The organism is Pseudacidovorax sp. (assembly GCF_017991995.1).
Classification (GTDB): domain Bacteria; phylum Pseudomonadota; class Gammaproteobacteria; order Burkholderiales; family Burkholderiaceae_C; genus Xenophilus.
Genome location: NZ_JAGOPN010000010.1, coordinates 18,015 through 38,788, shown reverse-complemented (window position 1 = coordinate 38,788; position 20,774 = coordinate 18,015). Strand labels below are relative to the sequence as shown.

The 20,774-nt window shown below is 65.4% G+C and carries 19 protein-coding genes, 1 tRNA gene and 1 pseudogene; 9 read left to right on the top strand and 12 right to left on the bottom strand.

Annotation, left to right across the window (positions count from 1 at the left end; translation table 11 throughout):
- Window positions 1–120: 120 nt before the first annotated feature.
- Together phoB and phoR are read left to right on the top strand one after the other, a co-directional pair.
- The gene (gene phoB / locus KBC94_RS14750) at window positions 121–813 is read left to right on the top strand and encodes a phosphate regulon transcriptional regulator PhoB (protein ID WP_017760498.1); all 693 of its coding nucleotides are present in this window, start codon (window positions 121–123) and stop codon (window positions 811–813) included.
- A gap of 112 nt (window positions 814–925) precedes the next feature.
- Entirely contained in the window at window positions 926–2,284 is a 1,359-nt protein-coding gene (gene phoR / locus KBC94_RS14745) for a phosphate regulon sensor histidine kinase PhoR (RefSeq protein WP_294371411.1), read from the top strand.
- A 46-nt stretch (window positions 2,285–2,330) separates the two neighbouring features.
- Here phoR and KBC94_RS14740 read toward each other — a convergent pair whose 3' ends face one another.
- Window positions 2,331–3,383 carry an HD domain-containing phosphohydrolase gene (locus KBC94_RS14740; RefSeq protein ID WP_294371814.1) on the bottom strand — a complete coding sequence of 351 codons (1,053 nt, stop codon included), beginning with the start codon at window positions 3,381–3,383 and terminating at the stop codon, window positions 2,331–2,333.
- Window positions 3,384–3,410: 27 nt separating this feature from the next.
- A pseudogene (locus KBC94_RS14735) lies at window positions 3,411–4,049 on the bottom strand (SOS response-associated peptidase family protein); the annotation flags it as partial.
- A gap of 180 nt (window positions 4,050–4,229) precedes the next feature.
- On the opposite strand from KBC94_RS14735, the gene KBC94_RS14730 reads away from it, so the two are divergent.
- A tRNA-Asn gene (locus tag KBC94_RS14730) sits at window positions 4,230–4,305 on the top strand.
- Here KBC94_RS14730 and KBC94_RS28875 read toward each other — a convergent pair.
- The 3 genes from KBC94_RS28875 to KBC94_RS14710 form a co-directional block, all read right to left on the bottom strand.
- Window positions 4,264–5,835, bottom strand: a complete 1,572-nt coding sequence (locus tag KBC94_RS28875) for a recombinase family protein (RefSeq protein WP_366934715.1) — start codon at window positions 5,833–5,835, stop codon at window positions 4,264–4,266. The two genes, KBC94_RS14730 and KBC94_RS28875, sit on opposite strands and share 42 nt — an antisense overlap.
- Window positions 5,832–6,140: a hypothetical protein gene (locus KBC94_RS14715; protein ID WP_294371405.1), complete on the bottom strand. Its 309-nt coding sequence runs from the start codon at window positions 6,138–6,140 to the stop codon at window positions 5,832–5,834. Before KBC94_RS14715 ends, KBC94_RS28875 begins: the two co-directional genes overlap by 4 nt.
- A 453-nt stretch (window positions 6,141–6,593) precedes the next feature.
- Window positions 6,594–7,577 carry a tyrosine-type recombinase/integrase gene (locus tag KBC94_RS14710; RefSeq protein WP_294371404.1) on the bottom strand — a complete coding sequence of 328 codons (984 nt, stop codon included), beginning with the start codon at window positions 7,575–7,577 and terminating at the stop codon, window positions 6,594–6,596.
- 660 nt (window positions 7,578–8,237) lie between these two features.
- On the opposite strand from KBC94_RS14710, the gene KBC94_RS14705 reads away from it, so the two are divergent.
- Complete coding sequence (locus tag KBC94_RS14705; RefSeq protein ID WP_114803034.1) at window positions 8,238–8,504, top strand: hypothetical protein; 267 nt, start codon at window positions 8,238–8,240, stop codon at window positions 8,502–8,504.
- 123 nt (window positions 8,505–8,627) lie between these two features.
- Here the strand turns inward: KBC94_RS14705 and KBC94_RS14700 are convergent, their stop codons facing one another.
- The 5 genes from KBC94_RS14700 to KBC94_RS14680 all read right to left on the bottom strand — a co-directional run bounded on the left by KBC94_RS14700 (window position 8,628) and on the right by KBC94_RS14680 (window position 13,574).
- Complete coding sequence (locus KBC94_RS14700) at window positions 8,628–11,453, bottom strand: toprim domain-containing protein (RefSeq protein WP_294371397.1); 2,826 nt, start codon at window positions 11,451–11,453, stop codon at window positions 8,628–8,630.
- On the bottom strand, window positions 11,422–11,766 hold the full coding sequence (locus tag KBC94_RS14695; protein WP_294371394.1) for a hypothetical protein: 345 nt from the start codon (window positions 11,764–11,766) through the stop codon (window positions 11,422–11,424). The genes KBC94_RS14700 and KBC94_RS14695 overlap by 32 nt, the downstream gene beginning before the upstream one ends.
- Window positions 11,763–13,043 carry a DNA adenine methylase gene (locus KBC94_RS14690; protein ID WP_294371391.1) on the bottom strand — a complete coding sequence of 427 codons (1,281 nt, stop codon included), beginning with the start codon at window positions 13,041–13,043 and terminating at the stop codon, window positions 11,763–11,765. Before KBC94_RS14690 ends, KBC94_RS14695 begins: the two co-directional genes overlap by 4 nt.
- Before the next feature lie 62 nt (window positions 13,044–13,105).
- Window positions 13,106–13,327 carry a hypothetical protein gene (locus tag KBC94_RS14685; protein ID WP_114802996.1) on the bottom strand — a complete coding sequence of 74 codons (222 nt, stop codon included), beginning with the start codon at window positions 13,325–13,327 and terminating at the stop codon, window positions 13,106–13,108.
- A gap of 4 nt (window positions 13,328–13,331) precedes the next feature.
- A complete protein-coding gene (locus KBC94_RS14680) occupies window positions 13,332–13,574 on the bottom strand; it encodes a hypothetical protein (RefSeq protein ID WP_294371389.1) in 243 nt (80 codons plus the stop codon).
- A gap of 55 nt (window positions 13,575–13,629) precedes the next feature.
- Here KBC94_RS14680 and KBC94_RS14675 point away from each other — a divergent pair, with 55 nt between their 5' ends.
- The 4 genes from KBC94_RS14675 (at window position 13,630) to KBC94_RS14660 (ending at window position 16,499) form a co-directional block, all read left to right on the top strand.
- Window positions 13,630–13,824 (top strand): hypothetical protein, encoded by a 195-nt coding sequence (locus KBC94_RS14675; protein WP_114802994.1) that lies wholly within the window; start codon window positions 13,630–13,632, stop codon window positions 13,822–13,824.
- A gap of 7 nt (window positions 13,825–13,831) precedes the next feature.
- Window positions 13,832–14,077: a hypothetical protein gene (locus KBC94_RS14670; protein ID WP_294371383.1), complete on the top strand. Its 246-nt coding sequence runs from the start codon at window positions 13,832–13,834 to the stop codon at window positions 14,075–14,077.
- A gap of 181 nt (window positions 14,078–14,258) precedes the next feature.
- Window positions 14,259–15,557 carry a hypothetical protein gene (locus KBC94_RS14665; RefSeq protein ID WP_294371380.1) on the top strand — a complete coding sequence of 433 codons (1,299 nt, stop codon included), beginning with the start codon at window positions 14,259–14,261 and terminating at the stop codon, window positions 15,555–15,557.
- A gap of 183 nt (window positions 15,558–15,740) precedes the next feature.
- Window positions 15,741–16,499: a hypothetical protein gene (locus KBC94_RS14660; protein ID WP_294371377.1), complete on the top strand. Its 759-nt coding sequence runs from the start codon at window positions 15,741–15,743 to the stop codon at window positions 16,497–16,499.
- Between the two features lie 443 nt (window positions 16,500–16,942).
- Here KBC94_RS14660 and chrA read toward each other — a convergent pair whose 3' ends face one another.
- Both chrA and KBC94_RS14650 read right to left on the bottom strand, forming a co-directional pair.
- Window positions 16,943–18,292, bottom strand: a complete 1,350-nt coding sequence (gene chrA, locus KBC94_RS14655; RefSeq protein ID WP_294371374.1) for a chromate efflux transporter — start codon at window positions 18,290–18,292, stop codon at window positions 16,943–16,945.
- A 473-nt stretch (window positions 18,293–18,765) separates the two neighbouring features.
- On the bottom strand, window positions 18,766–20,313 hold the full coding sequence (locus KBC94_RS14650) for a helicase HerA-like domain-containing protein (RefSeq protein ID WP_294371372.1): 1,548 nt from the start codon (window positions 20,311–20,313) through the stop codon (window positions 18,766–18,768).
- Between the two features lie 175 nt (window positions 20,314–20,488).
- On the opposite strand from KBC94_RS14650, the gene KBC94_RS14645 reads away from it, so the two are divergent.
- Window positions 20,489–20,770, top strand: a complete 282-nt coding sequence (locus KBC94_RS14645) for a phosphopantetheine-binding protein (RefSeq protein ID WP_017762228.1) — start codon at window positions 20,489–20,491, stop codon at window positions 20,768–20,770.
- Window positions 20,771–20,774: the final 4 nt, after the last annotated feature.

Genomic DNA, 20,774 nt, shown 5'->3' with positions numbered 1-20,774 from the left:
CGGCCTGGCAAAGCCAGTTCCGCGGGTGCTTGGGCGTGGCCTGCTCCGCGGCCGTTCGAGCGGTGGGCTGGCTGAGCGGCTGTTGGCGATGGCTGCGCCGCCCGGACCTGGAAGAACACCATGAAGAAACCTCGTGTACTGATCGTGGAGGACGAGTCCTCCATCGCCGAGCTGCTGGCGGTGAACCTGCGGCACAACGGCTTCGAGCCCATCTGGGCCGAGGACGGCGTGAGCGCACAGCGCGAGATCGATGCGGTGCTGCCGGACATGATCCTGCTGGACTGGATGCTGCCGGGCCAGAGCGGCCTGCAGCTGGCGCGCCAGTGGCGCCGCGACGCCCGAACGAAGCAGGTGCCGATCCTGATGCTCACCGCCCGCGGCGACGAGCCGGACAAGGTGGCCGGACTGGACGCCGGCGCCGACGACTACATCACCAAGCCTTTCTCCACGCAGGAGATGCTGGCCCGCATCCGTGCCGTCCTGCGCCGCCGCGCGCCCGAGGCCGCGGTCGAACGGCTGGAGGCCGGCGAGCTGGTGCTCGACACCGCGACCCACCGCGTGACCTGGCAGGGAGCCGCCCTCAAGATGGGCCCGACCGAGTTCAAGCTGCTGGCCTACCTGATGCAGAACGCCGAGCGCGTGCACAGCCGCTCGCAACTGCTCGACAAGGTGTGGGGCGACCATGTCTTCATCGAGGAGCGCACGGTCGACGTCCACGTCAAGCGCTTGCGCGAGTCGCTGGGCGCCGCCGCCAGCATGGTCGAGACCGTGCGGGGCGCGGGCTACCGCTTCACCGTCCAGGCGACCGTCTGATCGGCCTGGCGCCGGGCCGCCGGATGCGCCGGCCGCTGCCCGTCTTCCTTCCTTCCGTGCGCGACTTTGCCCGCGGGCCCGCCGAGGCGGTGCCTGCCGATAATCCATGGCCATGCCCGGTCGTCTAGCCGCCTTTCTCTGCCTGTCCGCTGCAGGCGCCGCTGCCGCCGGCTTCCTGATGGGATGGCGCCTGGCCTGGGCCGGGGCTTGGGCGGGGGCGCTGGGCTGGCTGGTGCTGGACATGCTTCGGGCCCACAGCCTGATCCAGGCGATGCGCAACGACGCCCTGGGACTGCCGCCCGGCCGCTTCGGCCTGTGGGGCGAGCTGTCGGACCGCATCCGCCGCGCCTTGCGCCTGCGCGAGCAGCAGACCCAGCAGGCGGAGCAGCGTCTGCAGGAGTTCCTGGCCGCCATCCAGGCCTCGCCCAACGGCGTGGTGCTGGTGGACGAGGAAGGCCGCATCGAATGGTGCAACCAGACCGCCGGCGTCCACCTGGGGCTGGACGTCGAACGCGACCTGCAGCAGCTCATCGCCAATCTCGTGCGCGATCCTGCCTTCATCGGCTACCTCGCCTCGTGGAACTACAGCCGCGAGGTGGTCATCGATGCGCCGGTGGCCTCGCGCTCCGCGTCCGGACAGCCGATGCGGCTGTCGGTGCAGGCGCATCCCTACGCGGGCAACCGCCGGATGCTGCTCACGCGCGACATCACGGCGCTCGAGAAGGCCGAGGAGATGCGGCGTGACTTCGTCGCCAACGTGTCGCATGAGATCCGCACGCCCCTGACCGTGCTCACCGGCTTCGTCGAAACGCTGCAGACGCTGCCGCTGGACGCCGACGAGCGGGCCCGCTACCTGGCCCTGATGGGCCAGCAGGCGCAGCGCATGGGCACGCTGGTGGCCGACCTGCTGACGCTGTCGCGCCTCGAAGGCAGTGCGGCGCCGCCGGTCAACCAGTGGACGCGCATGAGGGCGCTGATGGCGCACTGCGAGGACGAGGCGCGTGGGCTCTCGGGCCGCATCGCGTCGCAGCCGCACAAGCTTTTCTTTGCCGTCGAGGCCGATTCGGAAGTCTCGGGCGTGCCGACCGAACTGCAGAGCGCCATGTCCAACCTCGTGACCAACGCCGTGCGCTATACGCCCGGTGGCGGCGAGGTGGTCGTTACCTGGCGCCTGCTGTCCGACGGCCGCGGCGAGTTCACGGTGCGCGACACCGGGCCGGGCGTGGCCGCCGAGCACATCCCGCGGCTGACCGAGCGCTTCTACCGCATCGACCGCAGTCGCTCGCGCGAGACAGGTGGGACTGGACTGGGCCTGGCCATCGTCAAGCACATCGTGCAGCGCCACGGCGGGCAACTGCGCATCGAGAGCGAGGTGGGCAAGGGGTCGCGCTTCTCGATCACCTTCCCGGCGACGCGCGTGCGCGAGGTGCGGGCGCGGCTGGCGGCCTCGGCCTCCGCGCCCGCCGCCTGAGGCGCCACGCGCCAGCGCGTGTGGTCAGGCGGGCGCCCGGCGCCCCTCAGTCGATGGGCCAGCGCTGGCGCACTTCGGCCAGGCGCGGCGCAATGGACAGGAAGAGCGCGACCAGCGTGGGATCGAAGTGCCGTCCCGATTCGCTGCGGATGTAGTCGAGGGCCCGTTCGGCAGTCCAGGCCTCCTTGTAGGGACGGCGCGATGTGAGGGCGTCGAACACGTCCGCGATGGCCACGATGCGTGCCTCCAGCGGGATCGCCTCGCCGCGCAGGCCCTGCGGATAGCCGGTGCCGTCCCATTTCTCGTGATGCGACAGGGCGATGGCGCGGGCCATGGTCAGGATCTCCGAGCTGTCGTTGCCGATGATCTCGGCGCCGATCAGCGGATGGCGGCGCATCACGTCCCATTCGTGGCTGTCGAGCGGTCCGGCCTTGCGCAGCAGGGCGTCGGGGATGCCGATCTTGCCCACGTCGTGCATGGGCGCGGCATGCAGCAGGTCGTCGGCCCATTCCTGCGTGCTACCCGCGGCCAGCGCCAGCTCGCGGGCGTAGTGGCTCATGCGGATGACGTGCATGCCCGTCTCGTTGTCCCGGTACTCGGCGGCGCGGCTGAGCCGCTGGACGATCTGCAACTGGGTGCGGCGCAGTTCCTCCGCGCGCACCAGTGACAGGTGGGTGCGCACGCGCGCCCGTACCACCGGCGGGTAGAGCGGCTTGGTGATGTAGTCGACGGCGCCGGCTTCCAGGCCGAGGGCCTCGCCCTGGCTGTCGGCGCGCGCGGTGCAGAAGATCACCGGGATGCTCGCCGTGGCCGGGTCCTCCTGCAGCACGCGGCAGACGGCATAGCCATCGAGCTCCGGCATCATGATGTCGAGCAGGATCAGGTCGGGCCGGTGTTCGCGGGCGAGTTGCAGGGCCCGCCGCCCGTCGGTAGCGAACACCAGCCGGTAGTCGGCCTGAAGCGCCAGACGCAGCACCTGGAGGTTGGAGGGTTCGTCGTCCACCAGCAGCAGGCAGGGCCGGCGATGGCGCGGGGCAGCTGTTTCGGCCGCGGCGGCGGGCAGGGCGGTGGGCGCAGCCGCGGGGGCGGGGGCCGGCATCTCCGGCGCCTGCGGTGCGACAGCCTCACCCACCAGCTGTTCGGCGGGCAGCGGACGCAGGAACTCGTGGCGCTCGCGGCCCCGGGCTTCGAGCCAGGCCCGCACCAGGCCCCGCGGCAGCAGCGCCGGCATCCGCCGTTCATGGCCGCTCGCGCCGTAGCGGGCCATCAGCGGATGGTCGTCCGCGTTGATGGTGAGCAGGGCGAAGCTCAGTTGCCGCACGCCGTTGTCGTCCAGCCAACTGCTCCACAGGCCGGCGATGCACAGGGCATGGCCGTCGCGCCGGCTGATGCGTGCGAGTTGCGGTACACGGGGGTCGACGCGGAAGTCCTGCACATAGATGGCTGCCACCGGCACCACGCAGAGCTGGTCCTTGGTCCAGGCCGTGGCGTAGGGCGACTTGCGCACTTCGTCGTCACGCACGAGGGCGGTGCGCAGTCGCAGCGCGGCCTCCATGCCGCCACGCCGGCTTTCCGCCGTCACCAGTCCCCAGCGCCCCATGCCCACCACGGGCGCGCCGGTCTGCTTGTGGATGAAGGCGCCCTGGCCGCCGGGCAGGACATCGTCCGCATGTGCCGCCGGGAGTTCCAGCGGCACGCTCTGTCGAAGATCGCGCGCAAGGACATCCCAGTGGCGATCTTGAGCAGGAGCGTATCGGGAGATCATCGATATCCAGCATAAGCGTTTGCGGGTCAGCGATGCGTCAGCCGAATCGCACTCGGCCATTTGGCATGCCGGCCGCCGTGTCGGCGGCACGAACGTGCAGGGCAATCCAGGCTATTTCCGACTATTTATGTTGGTTACTCTGTGCGACCGAAACACCGTCGCTATACTCTAGGGCTTCCTTCCCCGATAGCTCAGTCGGTAGAGCGCCGGACTGTTAATCCGTAGGTCCCTGGTTCGAGCCCAGGTCGGGGAGCCAATCAAGGCCACTGTGAACATCCTTCACCGGACCCGTTTGCAGCAAGGCATCCGCCCGATAAGCGACTTCGACTTCCGAGTTGGAGACCGTGATCTGGTCTAAGAACGCGCCCATAAAGGCGCGTTTTTTTTTGGCATCGGCCGCCATTATCGTTTCGTGCATCACCTCGATGGCCACTTCGGGGTCGATGTGCCGATTGCGCCGCGGCACCTTGGCGCGCTCCAGGCGGTCCAGCTCGGCCTGCAGCTCATCGATTTGGGCGCGTGCTTCGTTCAGCTTGCCGATGACATCCGCCGGCGTGGCCCTCCCGTGTTCTGCCACGAAGTCCAGCAGCCCGTCCCGCTTTCCCTCGACGGCGCGCAGATCGCGCACCAGGCGGCCGCGCGCTGCCTCTCTGTCCCGCAGCCAGGTTTCCGTCATTGCCGCCACGTCGTCCAGGGCTTTGGAGACCACCTCAGGCGTCAGCACGCGCTCCAGGATCGTCTGGGTAAGCCATTCGTCCATGAGGTCGGCGCGGATCGGCCGAAAGAGGCACTGAGGCCGCCCGTGCTTGTGCGCCACGCAGCTGTAGTAGCTGTACAGGGCCCCGCTGCGGGATGTGCCGTTCGTGATCTGCAGCAAGCTGCTGCAGATGCCGCAGGTGAGCTTGCCCGCGAAAACGAACTCGCTGCGCGGCGTGCCACCGCCTTCGTGGGGCGTTCGGTCCTTGATCATGGTCTGAGCCCTTTCGAATGCTTCCTTGCTGATCAGCGGCTCGTGGGCGTCGACGGACACCCATTCGTCCAGCGGCTTCGCGCGGCCGGTCCGGCTGTGCTTGCGGTTGTAGGTCTTCACGCCCGTGTAGACGCGGTTATTGAGCAGGTACTGGACGCTGTTCTTCCCCCACCGGGCGCCGGCGCGGAGCAGTCCGGCATCGTTGAGCGCGTGGGCGATGGCCTGGGCGCCTAGGCCTTCCTGTAGGCAGAGGTCGAAGGCGCGCCGGACGATGGCAGCGGCCTCCAGATCCGGCACCATGCGGCGCCGCTTGCCCTCGTCCACCACGGCGTAGCCGTAGGGCACGCGCCCGCCGGTAAAGAAGCCCTCGGCCGCCACACGCTTCTGGGATCGCAGGGTGTCGCGGCTGATGTTGCGCGAGTGGAGCTCGTCCATCGCTGCCATGAAGGTGCGATTGATGAAGCCGGCATCCGTGTCGTCGTTGACGTCAGCGTTGAGGCACTCCAGCCGCGTGCCGCCATCTCGCAGGGTTTCCTGCGCCATGATGAGGTCCACGGCGTTCCTGGCCACGCGCGAGGTGGCCCACGTGATGAAGAAGTGGACGCCGGCCTGGCCGCAGAAGTCGACGGCCGCCTGGAAGCCGTGGCGTCCCTTTGTCGAGCGACCGCTGACACCTTCGTCCCTGAAGACCTTCAGCACCTCGGCGCCGAGCTGCTCGGCGCGGCCACGGCACTGCTCGACCTGCGCGTCGAGCGACACCCCCTCATCGGCCTGCCGCTGGGTGCTGACGCGGGCATAGATCACGGCCGTCTTCATCGGGCCATCCTGCCACGACGGGCAAGCCGCAAGATGTGATTCCGCGTGAGGTTTTCACCCAGCTGGGCCTTGACAGCGGCGTGTATCTCGCTGCCGCCGAGGCCCATCGCGGCCAAGCTCTCGATGAACCGGTTCCGCTGGAAGCGCTGGAAGCTGGCGAAACGGCGCAGGCGGACCTCGATCATGGATTCGTTGTCGGAGAGCGGCAGCGAGCCGCCCGCGGCGGCGCCGTCGAGGTGCTTCCACAGGCGCACGAAATTTTCGTAGCCGATCAGACGGGCTCCTTCCAGCCAAACGGCGGGCAAGCCCATCTCCTCCAGCTCGCGAAATTTCGTGTCCTCGACGGCCCCCTGGGGAAGTTCTACGGGATTGCATTCATCCAGGTACCCACCCCCCCCTTCGGGGGCGAAGAGGTCGCCTTGCCGACCCCCCACCCCCTGCGCCTGACCACCCCCGCCCGTGCCAGGCCGTGCGCGTGCACGTGCGCCACTGCGAGGTTCAGGCATGGCAGCGCCCCTCTGCCCCTGGGGAGCACCTGCGAGCCACTGCGCCTTTTGCCTTTTTCCACAGTGGCGAACCCAGGGGGGCAGGCTGATTTAGCCCGTTCCTGTTACAGGTTTGGCGGACGTGCGAGATCGCACTGCCGCAGGCGTGTTCGGGCTGTAGCCGCTTGCGGCACCTAGGTTTGTGTATACGTGTTGTGCGGATGGGCATGTGGAGGCCGTCCTAAAAAACCGGCAGAAATAACGGGGAGGGGGTCAGCCCTGATCGGGCAGGCGCTTGAGCAGCTCGCTCACCGGCGTGCGAACCTTGGCCAGGGGGGAAGCCTTGTCCACCCACCTGGTCTTCTTGCGCATGCTCAGCGCGGTGTAGACCGCCGTGCTCTTCGGATCCGAGTGCCCCATGAGGTCCTGGACGCCAAGCGTCGGGATCTCGTCCTCGGTCAGCTCGGTGCCGTAGATGTGGCGCAGCGCATGCGGGTGCAGCTCACGCTCCGGAATGCCGACTGCCTTGCCGTGCTTCTGGATGATGTCGTGCACCGACTGTCGGGAGAGCCGGCGCTCCTCGCCCCGATATCGGTCTTCGCTGACCGTGGAGTTCCGCGTGCTGACGAACAGCACCTTGTCCGCATGGCCTCGGCGGTCGACCACGTCGCGGTCGATCTCGAGCAGCTCTTCGTGGCCCAGGTACACCCGCACGATGGCCTCGGCCTCCTTGGGCATGGGCACGCGGCGCTCCCGGCTGCCCTTCTCGAATGTGCGCACCGCCAGGCGCCGGCGGCCGTCGACCTCGATCTCCAGCAGGTCGCCTTCGTTGAGGCCCACCAGGCCGGACACACGCAGCCCGCAGCCCAGCAGCACGTGGAGGATGGCCGAGTCCCGGATGCCGGTGAACGTGGCCAGGTCCGGAGCGCAGGCCAGGCGCTCGGCGTTGGCCAGGCTGATGGTCTCCGGCAGGACCAAGCCGGTCTTGGGGTGCACCAGGTCGCCCGCCGGATTGCCGTCAATGATCCCGCGCCAGGCCGCCCAGGCAAAGAAGCCCTTCACCGCGGAGATGTAGGGCTTGCGACTCAGGGCCACCACGCCGCGCTTGTGCAGCCAGAGGCCGGTGAACGCCTCCAGTTCCTCAGCGGTGGCATCGAGGACGTCGCGCCCGAGGAACTCGCTCAGCTTGTGCAGGGCCATGCCATATGCCTCTGCGGTGCGAGGGCTGCGGCCCTTGTTCGCCTGGATGTATTCCATCCACGCATCAATTGCGGTTGTTTGGGTCCAGTTGCCATTCATGGTTCGTACTCAGATTGGCCGGGTCGGCGCAGGGGGTAGGGCATTTCCCCAAAAAAAGCGGGGGAAGGCAGCGCCCAGGCTGTAAGTGCTTGCCGGCATTGGACTTTGCCCACTTTTTAATCCACGGAAAACCCGTGGAACGGCAGCCCAACCCGTGGATACATATTGTTTCCAGTCATTCATCCCGTGGACCACTGTTGGCCTTCGTCCGCCCTTCTTTCTCTCTCTTCTCTCTCTATAAAAAAGAGAGAAAGAGAGAAAAGGTCGGCGCAGGCCAGGAATTGACGCTCGTGGAAAAAAATGGGCAACCCGTGGACAAAACAGGGCAACCCGTGGAATTCCAAAAGTTGCAAACGGCCGGATCGCCTTAGTGAAATCAGCGTTTGGTGGTTGCATGAGGGCTTCTTCCACGTGTTCCGGCGTGAGCCCCTGTGCCCCGGGATAGCCTGAACCTATCCGGCGCCCCCCTCGACCTTCCAGTCGAGCCCTGCGGGCCGCGGCGTTTCTCGGTCGGGGGGTGCGGGGGGCCGGCGGGCGAGCGTTGCGCATTCGTCATCAATCCCATCAGGCGCCTGCGGCGCGGAATTGGGCTGCTCCTCGGAGTGGGGGAGGGCCGTGATGCGCGGCCGCACGGTCGGCAGCAAGCATGTGCAGGTCCGCGCTGAGCGCCTCGAGTCCGCCGGCGACGGGATCGAGAAGTGCAAGCACGGCGCCGGCGCTGACCTGGTGGGCCGGCGCGCATTGGCCGAGCAGCTCGACGAGCAGATCCAGGCCCTGGTGGAGCGTCTGCGCCTCGCCATGCAGAGCGCGCAGCGTCTCGCGGGTGTGGATCTCAGGGAGAGGGGCGCGCGCATCCGCGCCGGCGGCGTGGGGCCGGGAACGTGACATCTTGGACTCCTGCTTGTGAACCTTCGACTTTTGCCGGAAGCCTGTAGGTCGAAAGGCCTCGTGTGGCCGACCTACGGCCCTGTGTTCAGGGCTTCGGCCGGCCGGTCTTCGGTTGACACTTCAAGCATGCGCGCCGGCATCGACCCGCTTCGGCTGAACGGCATGCAGCCCGAACTGCTCCAGCGCCGGCAGGCTGAGCGCCACCATGTGGCCGACACGCGTGTGGCCGATCGTCCGTTCCACAGCCCGCTCCGTGGCCAGCACGCCCGCCGCGGCCAGCTGCTTCTTAAACACGCGATCGCTCTTGACCGGCAGGCCGTCCCAGAACTCGCGCAGCGCCGGCGTCTGGCTCATGTGGGCCATGACGAAGCCCGTACGCACGCATAGCACGGGCACCTCGTCCTCTTCGCTGAAGGCATACGGGTAGCGGAACGCGCCACTGGCGATCTCGCTGAGCAGCTTCTCCATGATCCAGGCCCAGGGCTGGCGTTCGGCAGCGCTCTCGCGGATGTGGGCGTTCATCTCGGCCGTCAGGCTGGTCAGGAAGTCGCCGGTCTCCCGCGGCTGATCGAGGAACTCGCACAGCAGCTCCCAGGCCGTGGCCACGCCGGCGTAGTTGGCCACCATCCGCTCGGCGCCCGAGTCCGACGTGCTGGCGATGCAGCGGCCGAACAGATCCGCCACGCACGAGCGCTGCAGCTCGAGCACCTGGTCTTTCCTCTTGCTGGCCAGGAACTGCAGCCACTGCTTGACCGGGAAGACGGGCAGGTCCTCGGGGATCAGCGGGCCGCGTTTGGCCTTGGTCAGCTCGGAGCGCACGATCTTGCCGACCAGGCTGGACACGGGCACATCCTCGCCCGACAGCAGCACGGGTGCGCACAGGAGGAAGTCGATCAGCTCGGCGCCGCGGCGCGTGTGCTCGTACTGGTAGCACTCCTGCAGGTTGCTGATCGCCTTGTTGATCACGTCCTGCTTGTTGGTCGACATCTCGCCCCAGCCCACGGGGTGGCTGGTGTAGCTCAGCGACGTCAGCTGCCGGAACTCGGTCTGCAGGCTCTGGCGGCTGCTGGTCATCATGGCCAGGGCTCGTTCCAGGCGCTTCACCAGGGTGGTTTTGCCCGTGCCCTTCTCGGCCTGCATCTCGAAGTGCGGCCAGAAGCCGAGGAAAGCCTTGAGATGGGCGCCCAGCGCCCAGACCAACGGGATCATGGCCGCGTTGTCGCGGAACGTGGCCTGGAACTGGGCGGCCACCTCGCGAGCATCGGCCATGGTGCCCGAGGGAAAGATCAGCTCGTGGTACGGGCACTGCTGCCGGGGGTCGGCGAAGAAGCAGTCCGGCCCCTCGTTCACCACCAGCTTGCCGTCCCGCCAGGCCAGGCCGACGAAGTTGACCGCGTCCCGGGCCCCGATGTCAGCGGCCCGCTCCAGCACGTTCAGCATGCGGGCGAACGGCGTGGGCGCGAACACCGGCCCGAGCTTCTTCCAGACGTCGATGTTGTGCAGCTTCTCGTCGTCCACCACGCGGCGCTGCAGGCGGGCGCCGTGGCGTGGCACCTGAACGCTGAGGGCGAAGATGGTCCGCGGGCTGTGGTCCACGTCGCCCGTCATCGTCGACGTGGGCGAGGCGATCTGCACCCGGCTCACGGCCGCGACTCGGAAGCCACACACGTCCTGGTACTCCAGCTTCTCGTTGCCGTCGCTGTCCTTGTCGACCTTGGCCACGAACTTGGTGAAGTCGGGCTGCACCCGGTAGCGCCAATACGCCATGTAGTCGTGGCTCGGCAGGAACAGCCGCGGCTTGCCCAGCCGCTTGTCGTCGCCGGCCATGCCGGGGATCAGCCAGCTCTCCAGCTTGGCCAGCGCCTTCTTCGTCGCGTCAACGCCGCGTTCCTTCACGAAGTCGTTGATGTCGTTGATCAGCCCCTCCTGGTTCTCCTCGTCTTCCCACCAGTCGGACTGGTCGACCAGGAGGCAGCTGATGTCCAGCGCCGTCAGCAACTCGTGCAGTCGCCACGCGGCCTTCAAGCCTGGGCAGTAGCCGGCTGCGGGCCCATGCTCCTGTGGCCGGTCGTTGTCGAACACCGCGATCACCTGCTTGCCGCGCAGGATGGTCCAGTCGATGGACTCGACCGTGCCCGTGCCGCGGACCGCCAGCGCGGCCGAACCCGGGATGCCGCACGTCTCGATGGTCATGGCGTTGATCGCGCTCTCCACCACGAACACCTTGTGAGCCGCCTGCAGGCGGCGCCAGTCGCTGCACCACGGATAGCCCGCCTTCTCGCCCTGGCTGCCCGTCTTCTGGCCGCCGTTCTTCTCAGGGTCGGTGTAGCGCATGTCCACCGCCATCACCTGGTCGTTCATCGGTGAGCGGACGATGGTGGCCATGGCGGGCCCGCCATGCCCGCGTTCACCCTCCGGAACTTTGGGGCTGCGCCAGGTGTTCCAGCCGAGGGTCCGCCGCTTGATGGCGTGATCGATCACTTCACGGCTGATGCACCGCCCCTCCAGGTACGCCACCAGGTCGTCGCGGCCGGGCCCGGCGTCCCGGATGCAGGCGTCCGCGATGGTCTCGGCCAGGGTGCGCGGCGCTGGCGGCGCGGCCGCGGCGCCGGGGTGCGCCGGCCTGTGCACGCGGATCCCGTACATGTCCGCCAGCTCCTTGACCGCGTCGACGAAGTCGATGCCGCGGGCCCACATCAGCATGTCGATCGGGCCGCCGGTCTCCCCGGTCGAGTGATCCTTGAAGCGGGAAGCGCCGGCGTTCACGCCAGATCGAGCCCGGAACACGGAAACCGAGGGCTCCTTGTCGGGGTGGTGCGGGCTTCGGAAATTGCCCTTGCCGGTCGGCCGCTCCAGGCCGAGGCGCTCGGCCAAGTCCTCACAGTCGACCTTCGCGTTGATCTCCGCGGCCGTGTCAGGCCGGCCGCTGGTTGTGTTGAATGCCATCTTCTCGCTGTGAAGTGTCCGGCGTGGCGGCGAACAGGTCTCCCTCCACCGCTGCCCGCCGGGCTTGTTTGTTGGTTTGCTTCGTGGCCACAGCTGCCACGGCCTTCTCGACGGCCGCCTGGTGGGCGCGCACCGCGTCGACGGAGGCACCGCCGGGTGCCTGGGCCGATCGCTGCCTCCAGGTCCAGGCCGACACCACCTCGCGGCGGAGCGGCGCCGGCACCAGGCGCCAGTGATCGATGCACATGAGCAGGTGGGAAGGAACCTGCCTGCTGCAGCCTGTGGCCGCGCAACGATGAAAAGGCGCCTTCATGCGGCCTCCGCGAACAGTCCGCCGGGGTGCTGCGCCAGCGCCGCGGCACATGCGGGGTTGACCCACACCGATTCCTGCCGAAGCACTGTGCCCCTGCCGCCGGATGCACGCGCCTGAGTGCCAAACTGGGACCAGCCATCCAGCTGCTCGGCGTACAGCGTGCTGGGATATCCGCAGAGCACCACCATCCCCTGCAGCCCTTTGAGGGTGGTGAGCAGCTCCAGATGCTGTTCAGCCGTCATTTCGTGGCGATATGCGCGACCCACCTTTCGGGTGTGCGGGAGATAGGGCGGATCGACGAAATGGAGCGTCGTCGGCGCGTCATGCTGCAGGATCACATCCAGCGCCGGACGGTTCTCGAGCATCACCCCAGTCAACCGCTCGCCTATGGGCGCCAGCGTCTCGGGATAGTTCACCCACACATGCTGCGCAGTGCCGTGCCTTCGGCGGCAATCGATGCGAAAGCCCGTGCTTCCCTTCGTGGCGCCGGCGGATCCGAAGCCCATGGCGGCGCGGACGGCCATCCGGCGCGCGCGCTCCACCGGGTCTTCGGAGACTGCGAAAGCGGCTTCAAACTCGCGGCGGCTGTACGGGGTGAGCTGGCATGCCTCGATCAGCCTCGCGCGCAGCTCTGGCTGACGCAGCACATGGAAGAAGTTCCAGATCTCATCGTCGAGGTCGTTGTAGACCTCGGCATACGACCTGGGCTTGCGCAGGAGTACCGATGCTGCGCCACCGAACGACTCGACGTAGCACGTGTGCGGCGGGAAGAAGCTCAGGATCCAGGAGGCCAGCCGGAATTTGCCGCCGTGGTAGCGCAGCGCCGGTGCTGAGATGGCGGACTGCTTCACGCAGGCCGGCTGCTCCGAGCACCACAGCCGATTGACCTCGCAGCCTTCGCAGAAGGCGTAGCGGTCAGGCTTGGCCGGGAAGTAGGTGGCCGTGCGCGCCGCCATGCCGTGCTTCATCGCGTTGAAGCGGGTCCGCAGCGTCTCCTCTGGCGTGGGGTGGCCGGCCAGATTGGCCGCGGTTGCCGCCTTGCCCTTCGGCGTCACCGGCCCGGTGGCAGCCTGGTGGGCTTTGAGCAGGGCGCGGGCCCAGCCGGCCTGCGGCTGTTTCGGCGAGTCGCACCGTGGGCAGTCGGCGAAGTACCGGTAGGGGTGGTGTTCGGCCTCCGGATCGTCTTCGATCAGGTCAGGCGGTCCCTCCCACGCGTGGCGGCACAGCCGACACTGGAAGTTGACCTGATTGAGCTGCGATGACCAGTCTTTTGCCACGGTCGGCCATCATGAGCACCGAGGCAAGGCGAAAAAAGGGGGGCGGTCGGCCCTGGAATGGCTCAGAACGGCGCGGGTGAGCGCACCACCTCGACCGGGCCGATGCCGTTGTAGACGACCGCGCCGCTGCTGCTGGTCACCACCCAGCGCCCATTGATGCCCTCGCCGGGCTCGATGTCGTATTCCTCCGGAGGGAGAGGCAGCACGATCTCGTCCTGGATGCGTTCGCTGTACCAGGCCGGCACGCGCAATAGGGTGGGGTGGCCCAGGGCGCTCGCGGCCATGGGCTCATTGATCCTTGCCATCGATGCGCTCCGCGTGGGTGGCGTGCCAGCCCCAGTGGCGCATCTTGTAATGCTTCCAGAGCCGGCATTCCAGCGTCACCCGCACCCGTCCCGTTTGGGCTGTGTCCATCTCGACCGTTGCGGTCTTCGGCTGGTCAGGGCCGGGGGTCGGCAGCAACCGCGCCGCATCGGACACCTCCGGTCCCAGCATCTTGCAGAGCACGCCGCTGCTTTGGTTCCATGTCATGAATATCTCCGAAAACACTGGTGAAATATACAGTGTTAATGGCTAGACTGCGCTCATGGAACACCACGACGACGAACTCTGGATTGCGGCTTGCGCCCACCGTCTCCAGCAGCACTGGCGCTCTGTCGATCCCCTCGAACTGGAGGCGACTGCGCGCGAACTGGCGCACGACGCGGATCTGCGTCAGCTCGCGCCGGCCGCGGCCGCGGCACGCTGGCTTGCCCCAGTGGAATCGGCTCGTGGGAGCTGATCAGGCCGTGATCCTGGCCTGCGGCGCGGCCGCTGCCTGGCTGTCGCAGGATCGCCGGCCCAGCTGGGCGCGGTGGGCATGCCTTTTCGGGCTGGTCAGCCAGCCCTTCTTCCTCGCCTCCACCTGGAGCGCAGGCCAGTGGGGCATGTTCGCGCTGGCGATCCTGTACACCGCTGCCTGGGCGAAAGGGGCCTGGTCCTATTGGCTCGCGCCGGCGCTGCGCCACAGATTCGGGCTCGACCGGCTGAGCTAATCGCTTCTCCCGCTGAGCGCCTAACCACGGCAGTACGGGTAGCGTGCTGCCGGCTGGATGCAGGACCGCAATCCTGGCTAGCCCGACGGGCGGATTGAGCCAGATGGTCGAGAGAGGCAGTAACGTCCGATGATTACCATTACCGCTGCTAGTACTGCAGGAAGTCCGGTAGGTGGATGCTATGAGACACGGTGCCCTTTCAGATCTTGACGAGCTTTATTTGAAATGCCGAGATGAGAAGGCGAAAAGCTATATCTCTGAAGCGATTGCGAGCTACAAATCAGGTGCATACCGATCTGCGATTGTGGCAACTTGGATTGCCGTGTGCTTTGACATAATCGACAAATTTCGCGAGCTTTCGATTGCCGGAGACAAAGAAGCGGAGCAGCAAATTTCTTTGCTGAGCGGCATTACTCAGCAAGGGGATGTGGCTGGCGCGCTAAGGTTTGAGAAGAGTCTGTTGGAAGTTGCTCGCGAAAAGTTCGAACTTATTTCGCCACTCGAATCCGTGGATCTCGAGCGAATTTACGCGGATCGGAACCGCTGCGCACACCCCTCTTTAGTCGGAGAGGACGAAATGTATACGCCTTCCGCGGAACTTGCTCGAACGCATATCCATTCGGCGGTGTCGCATCTACTTCAACATCCCCCTGCGCAAGGGAGGTATGCTTTGACGCGGCTACTACGCGATGTGGATTCGGAAATTTTCCCCAGCAGCGTTGAAAAAATTGAAGCGCTCTTGTCTACTGGAATATTGCGGAAGCCGCGCGAATCATTGACCCGTAACTTCGCGACGGCGCTGTTAAAGCGGTGTTTAACAGAGGAAGATGTAGACTATAGGAAGAAGCTTATTGCACGTAGGACGCTCGGCGTCGTCTTCAAACTCCATTTCCCTGTGGTTGAGGCTGTTTTCAGGGAGAAGCTTAGTCAAATGGGCAGGGATCTTGCCGCGACAGAGTTGCAACGTATGGTAGATCTCATCGCGGAAATTCCAGACTGCTGGCCATACTTGGAGCAAGATGTCAACATTCGACTAAATGAATTTGTGTCAGCATTACCAGCAGAGGCAATCGAAGATTTATCTTTTCTGCTGACCTTCCGGCCTCTTGCAGACGCCGCTAAAGTTCGTGTGCAAAAACTAACATTGACAGAGATAAAAAGTGCCCTATTTTTGGTGACGCCGCCGGCTATTATTGATAAGGCAATTGACCTTTACCTGCGGTCGAGATCTTTTGAGAGTGCCAATTCTGGTGCAAAGGTGATTACCGACTTGGTGCCTGAATTAAATATAAATCAAATTGGAAGATTATTGATTGGTATGGCTGCGAATTCGGAAATAACCGGCAGCTTTAGCCTTAAGCCACTTTTGCAGAAAATAAAAGATAGCGGAAGACCTGAGCTACCAGCAAGCATCATTCTAGAAAAAATAAAGGAAACAGAGCTTGATGATTATCTTGACGATGACGCGGACGAAAGTTGATGGGTGAACAATGGGCCATGTCACTCCTCTAGCGTCGCATGAATCCAGTCGGTCTGCATTTATGGCCAATGTTCCCTTTCACCGGCCCCTGATTTGAAGAGAGAGAGGGGCGGTTGTACTAATTAAACTGTGAATTTCGGCGAATGATTTTTGTTCGTAGAGACGGTTTCCTTGGAGGGATTTATGAGAGTCAATAGTACTAGAGTGCTCTTCAAGGGCATTAAGAATTCACCGAAGTTTTTGACTGCAAAGCAGCTTTTTAAGGAATTCTACATTCCGTTCGGCGCAGCGGCAGCTTGGACGACTTTTTCAAAATGGAACGCCGAATTTTCAGTGACTGGCTTTTTACAACTTTTTGGGCCAACGTTCTTCTTTTTTAGTTGGTTAACAGCGCAGGTATTTAGGGTGAAAAAGCAAGCGTCTGTCGAACAAAATCTAAAAACTATAGAACAAAAAGTTGCTGACTCTGTGCAGCAGTTAGAGTTGCATGCAAAAAAACTAATTAACTACTCCACAGGAGGAGATAGTTATTGCTACTTCTCAGTTATGAAAGTGGGCGCAACACTATATCTTACTGCAATTCATGTCGGCGAGTTCCCTCTTTTTAATGTTGTTGCTCGAGTGACCGACTTATATCATTTTAATACTTTGCTAAAGTCTGGCGGTCATTTACCTGATTCAGATCGTCATGTTAAGGTTGGAGATCTGACGCCCGGATTTGCTTTGGGGCAGTTTAGTGTTGTCTTGCATACGCCTCAATCTCAAGACGTCAACATTTTCTTCACCGCCAGAAATGGCGAGTGGGTACAAGAGCTCAGGTTTAGAGAAGTAAACGGCGAGCAGTGCTTTGTAAATCGTGTCACCGTCAACGGAAATGTTGAGCATCAAGTATTGTCTGGAGCTTATCCTATCAGTTCAAATGGAACGCCCGAAGGTCTGTAAACAGACTCTGGATTGAATGGCATTTGCGAGGACCGAGAAGAAATCTCAGCCACAAAGCGGTAGAGTGATAAGGGCCAGGGTTAGGTCAGCCGAATACAGCGTGCGGGCGCACGGCAGGCGTACAGCAAGCTTTCCCGGCCCAATGCGAGGCGAAGGAGTGCCAAGGGTTGTCATCAGTAGCGGAGCTTGCAGAGCGCTCAATTTGGCCGGAGCGATACTTCGACGTCAATGCGCGACTTTGGCTGGCGTATTAAAGCTGCCGGAAGCTTAAGGCTGATTTGGGCTGTTCGTAGTGACAACTGTCTTGGGAGCCAAACGAAGCACTTGGTGGTCGTCACCAAGCTGCTCAGAAAGCCCGCCCAGTGCGGGCTTTCTGCTTTGGAGCGGCGGGCGAGGATTGTACGGTCGCCCTCGTCGATCAGATCGCCCGCGTTGCCGTCTGCTCAGGCCAGCACCTGCAGCGCCAGTCCTGCCGCCGCGCTTGCCGCCAGAACCGGCATCACGCCCCACTTCAACCGGATCAGCGCAAAGGCGGCGAGCACCATCAGCACCGCAGCCCCGGTATCGAAGCCATGTCCCTCGGGCCACAGCACATGGCCGGCAAAGAACAGGGCCAACTGCGCGATCACGCCCACGACCGCAGCCGTGATCGCCGCCATGGGCGCGGCCAGCCCCAGGCGGTCGCGGGTCGATTCCACCAGCGGGCCACCTGCCAGGATGAACAGGAACGACGGCAGGAAGGTGAAGAAGCTCACGGCCACCGCTGCCACTGCGCCGCCCAGGAAAGGCAGGTCCGGGCCCAGTGCCAGCTGGTTCCAGCCCCCCACGAAGCCCACGAACGCCACCACCATGATCAACGGGCCGGGCGTGGTCTCTCCCAGCGCCAACCCGTCGATCATCTGCGGGCCCGAGAGCCAGTGGTAGTGCTCGACGGCCGCCTGGTACACATAGGGCAGGACGGCGTAAGCGCCGCCGAAGGTCATGAAGGCCGCCTTGGTGAAGAACCAGCCCATGCGCGCCAGGGTGCCCTGCACTCCGCCAATGGCGATGGCGGCGGCCATGCCCGCACTCCAGAGGGCGACGCACACCGCCACGACGCGGACCATCCGGCCGCGCGAGAAGCGTGCGTGCGCCGGGGGCGGGCTGTGGTCGTCGATCCAGGCGGCGGGACCCGGCACATCGCCGGACGCCGCAGCCGCATGGGCCCCCCGGCCTCGAAAAGTCCCGGGCCAGCGCCGGCCGCCCCAATGCCCGGCCAGTGCCGCGAGCGTCAGCACGAGTACGAAGGGCAGGTGCAGCACGGCCATCGCGATGAAGGCCGCCGCGGCGATGCCCATCAGCGGGCGGCTGTGCAGCGCACGGCCCGCCAGGCGCCAGCCCGCCTGCAGCACGATGGCGGTGACCGCCGGCTTGATGCCGTGGAACATCGCGGTGACGAGCGGCTGCTGCCCGAAGGCCATGTACACCCATGACAGTCCGATCAGCAGCACCAGCGAAGGCAGCACGAACAGCAGGCCTGCCGCGATCCCGCCCCAGGTGCGATGCATCAGCCAGCCCAGGTAGGTGGCCAGCTGCTGTGCCTCGGGGCCGGGGAGCAGCATGCAGTAGTTGAGGGCATGCAGAAAGCGGCGCTCGCTGATCCAGTGCCGGCGCTCCACCAATTCGGCATGCATGATGGCGATCTGACCGGCCGGCCCCCCGAAGCTGATGAAGCCCAGCTTGAGCCAGAAGAGCAGGGCGCGGCCGAAGCTGATCGGCGAAGGCTTGGAGGGTGTGTTGGGGGAGGGGAGCATGGGCCGCACAGGGAGCGCTTCCACATCATCCCATTGCGCGATGACGGCGGACTGAACCGCCAGATCGGCGAGCCGCGCGTGGCCGCCGACCCGTCTGCGCGGCCTTGGCCGACGGGCATGTCGGAGTTGCTAACACTGGGTTAACTCCCATCGCTGCGCAGGGACGATCACGGTATCGTCACAGTCAGGAAGCACGGCGAGCGTCCGACGGCGGCCGCCAGGGCTTCCCTCACAACGAATGGAGACGCGCCATGTTGATGGTCATTGCAGGATTCATGTTGGGCGTGGTGTGCGGCACCGTTCTGGTCGGCTTCATGGTCGGCCGCAGCCGCTACGCCGAAGAAGACGCCGTGCGCTATCCGACCTACTGAGGTCGTCTGCCGCCGCAGGGGCTGGCGTTGGGCGCCGGTCCCTTGCCCGCGCGCTGCCGCGCCAGTGACGCGGCGGCGCCCCTGCAGGCTGCGGTGGCAGTCTCAGCGCCGGCTCTTGGCGCCGAAGATGCCGCCGAGCACGCCGCGCAGGATTTCCTTGCCCACATTGGTGCCCACCGTGCGCACCGCCGACTTGGCCAGCGTCTGCACCAGACCGTCCTTGCGCCCGCCTCGCGGCCCGGTCGTCCCGAAGAGCAGATCGTCCAGGAAGCTTCCCTCGGCCTGGCCTGCATTGCCTCCGCCTGCCCCCGTGCCCGCAGCGCTGCCGGGGCCGGTCCCGTCGGGCCGGGCCGTCGCCGGCGCGTCCGGTGCCGACGCGGCGCGGCCCTTGAGCTTCTCGTAGGCCGATTCGCGGTCCACCGCCTGCTCGTAAACGCCGGCCACCAGCGAGCCGCTCATGAGCGTGCGGCGCTGCTCCGGCGACACCGGCCCGATCTGGCCCGCGGGCGGCAGCACGAACACCCGCTCGGTGATGCCGGGCCGGCCCTTTTCATCCAGCAGGCTGACCAAGGCCTCGCCGACGGCCAGTTCGGTGATGGCCTGGCCGATGTCCAGGCCCGGCTTGGGGCGCATGGTGCTGGCGGCGGACTGCACGGCCTTCTGGTCGCGCGGCGTGAAGGCGCGCAGCGCGTGCTGGACCCGGTTGCCGAGCTGGGCCAGCACCGAGTCCGGGATGTCCAGCGGGTTCTGCGTCACGAAGTACACGCCCACGCCCTTGGAGCGCACCAGCCGCACCACCAGTTCGATGCGCTCGACTAGCGCCTTGGGCGCGTCCTTGAACAGCAGGTGGGCCTCGTCGAAGAAGAAGGCCAGCTTGGGCTTGTCCAGGTCGCCCACCTCGGGCAACTGCTCGAACAGCTCCGACAGCATCCACAGCAGGAAGGTGGCGTACAGGCGCGGCGCATTCATCAGCTTGTCGGCCGCGAGGATGTTGACCACGCCGCGGCCGTCCACCGTCTGCATGAAGTCCTGGATGTCCAGCATCGGCTCGCCGAAGAAGCGGTCGCCGCCCTGCGATTCGATGGCCAGCAGCCCGCGCTGGATGGCCCCCACACTGGCGGCGCTGATGTTGCCGTAGCTGGTGGTGTACTGCTTGGCGTTCTCGCCCACATGGGCCAGCATGGCCCGCAGGTCCTTCAGGTCGAGCAGCAGCAGGCCGCTGTCGTCGGCGATCTTGAACACCAGGTTGAGCACGCCGGCCTGGGTCTCGTTGAGGTCCAGCATTCGGCCCAGCAGCAGCGGCCCCATGTCGGAGATGGTGGCCCGTACCGGATGTCCCTGCTCGCCGAAGACGTCCCACAGCGCCACGGGGCAGGCCTGCGGCGTGGGCAGCTCGATGCCGCGCTCCTTGAGCGTGGCAGCCATCCGCTCGCCGATGCGGCCGGGCTGGCTGATGCCGCTCAGGTCGCCCTTCACGTCGGCCATGAAGACGGGCACGCCGATGCCCGACAGGCGCTCGGCCAGGGTCTGCAGCGTGACGGTCTTGCCGGTGCCCGTGGCCCCGGTGATCAGGCCATGGCGATTGGCCAGGGCGGGCAGCAGGAAGCATTGGATGGCGCCGTGGCGCGCCAGCAGCAGAGGATCGGCCATAAGACTCCCGGATCAGGGCGAAAAACCGCGGCAGTCTACCGAAGGGGAGGGCTGCGCCAGGGTGTCGCGGCCGCGCCGGCCGTGGCCATGGCCATCGGGGCGACTCCTATAATTTTTCTCTTTTGCCGTACGGGCTGTGGCCGACGGTTCATCTCTACACATCCGGGAGCCCCTCTTGTCCTCGACCACCTCTTTTGACCGCACTCCGCTCGAGAACGAGCTGGCCGAACTGCTGGTGAGCGCCCTCAATCTCGAAGTGGCCCCCGAGTCCATCGACCCCGAGGCGCCCCTGTACGGCGACGGCCTGGGCCTGGACTCCATCGACATCCTTGAAGTGGCGCTGGAGATCTCGCGTCGCTACGGCTTCCAGCTGCGCTCGGACGACGAGCGCAACCAGCAGATCTTTGCCTCGCTGCGCGCGCTGGCGGCCCACGTCGCCGCCAACAAGGCCGGGTAAGGGG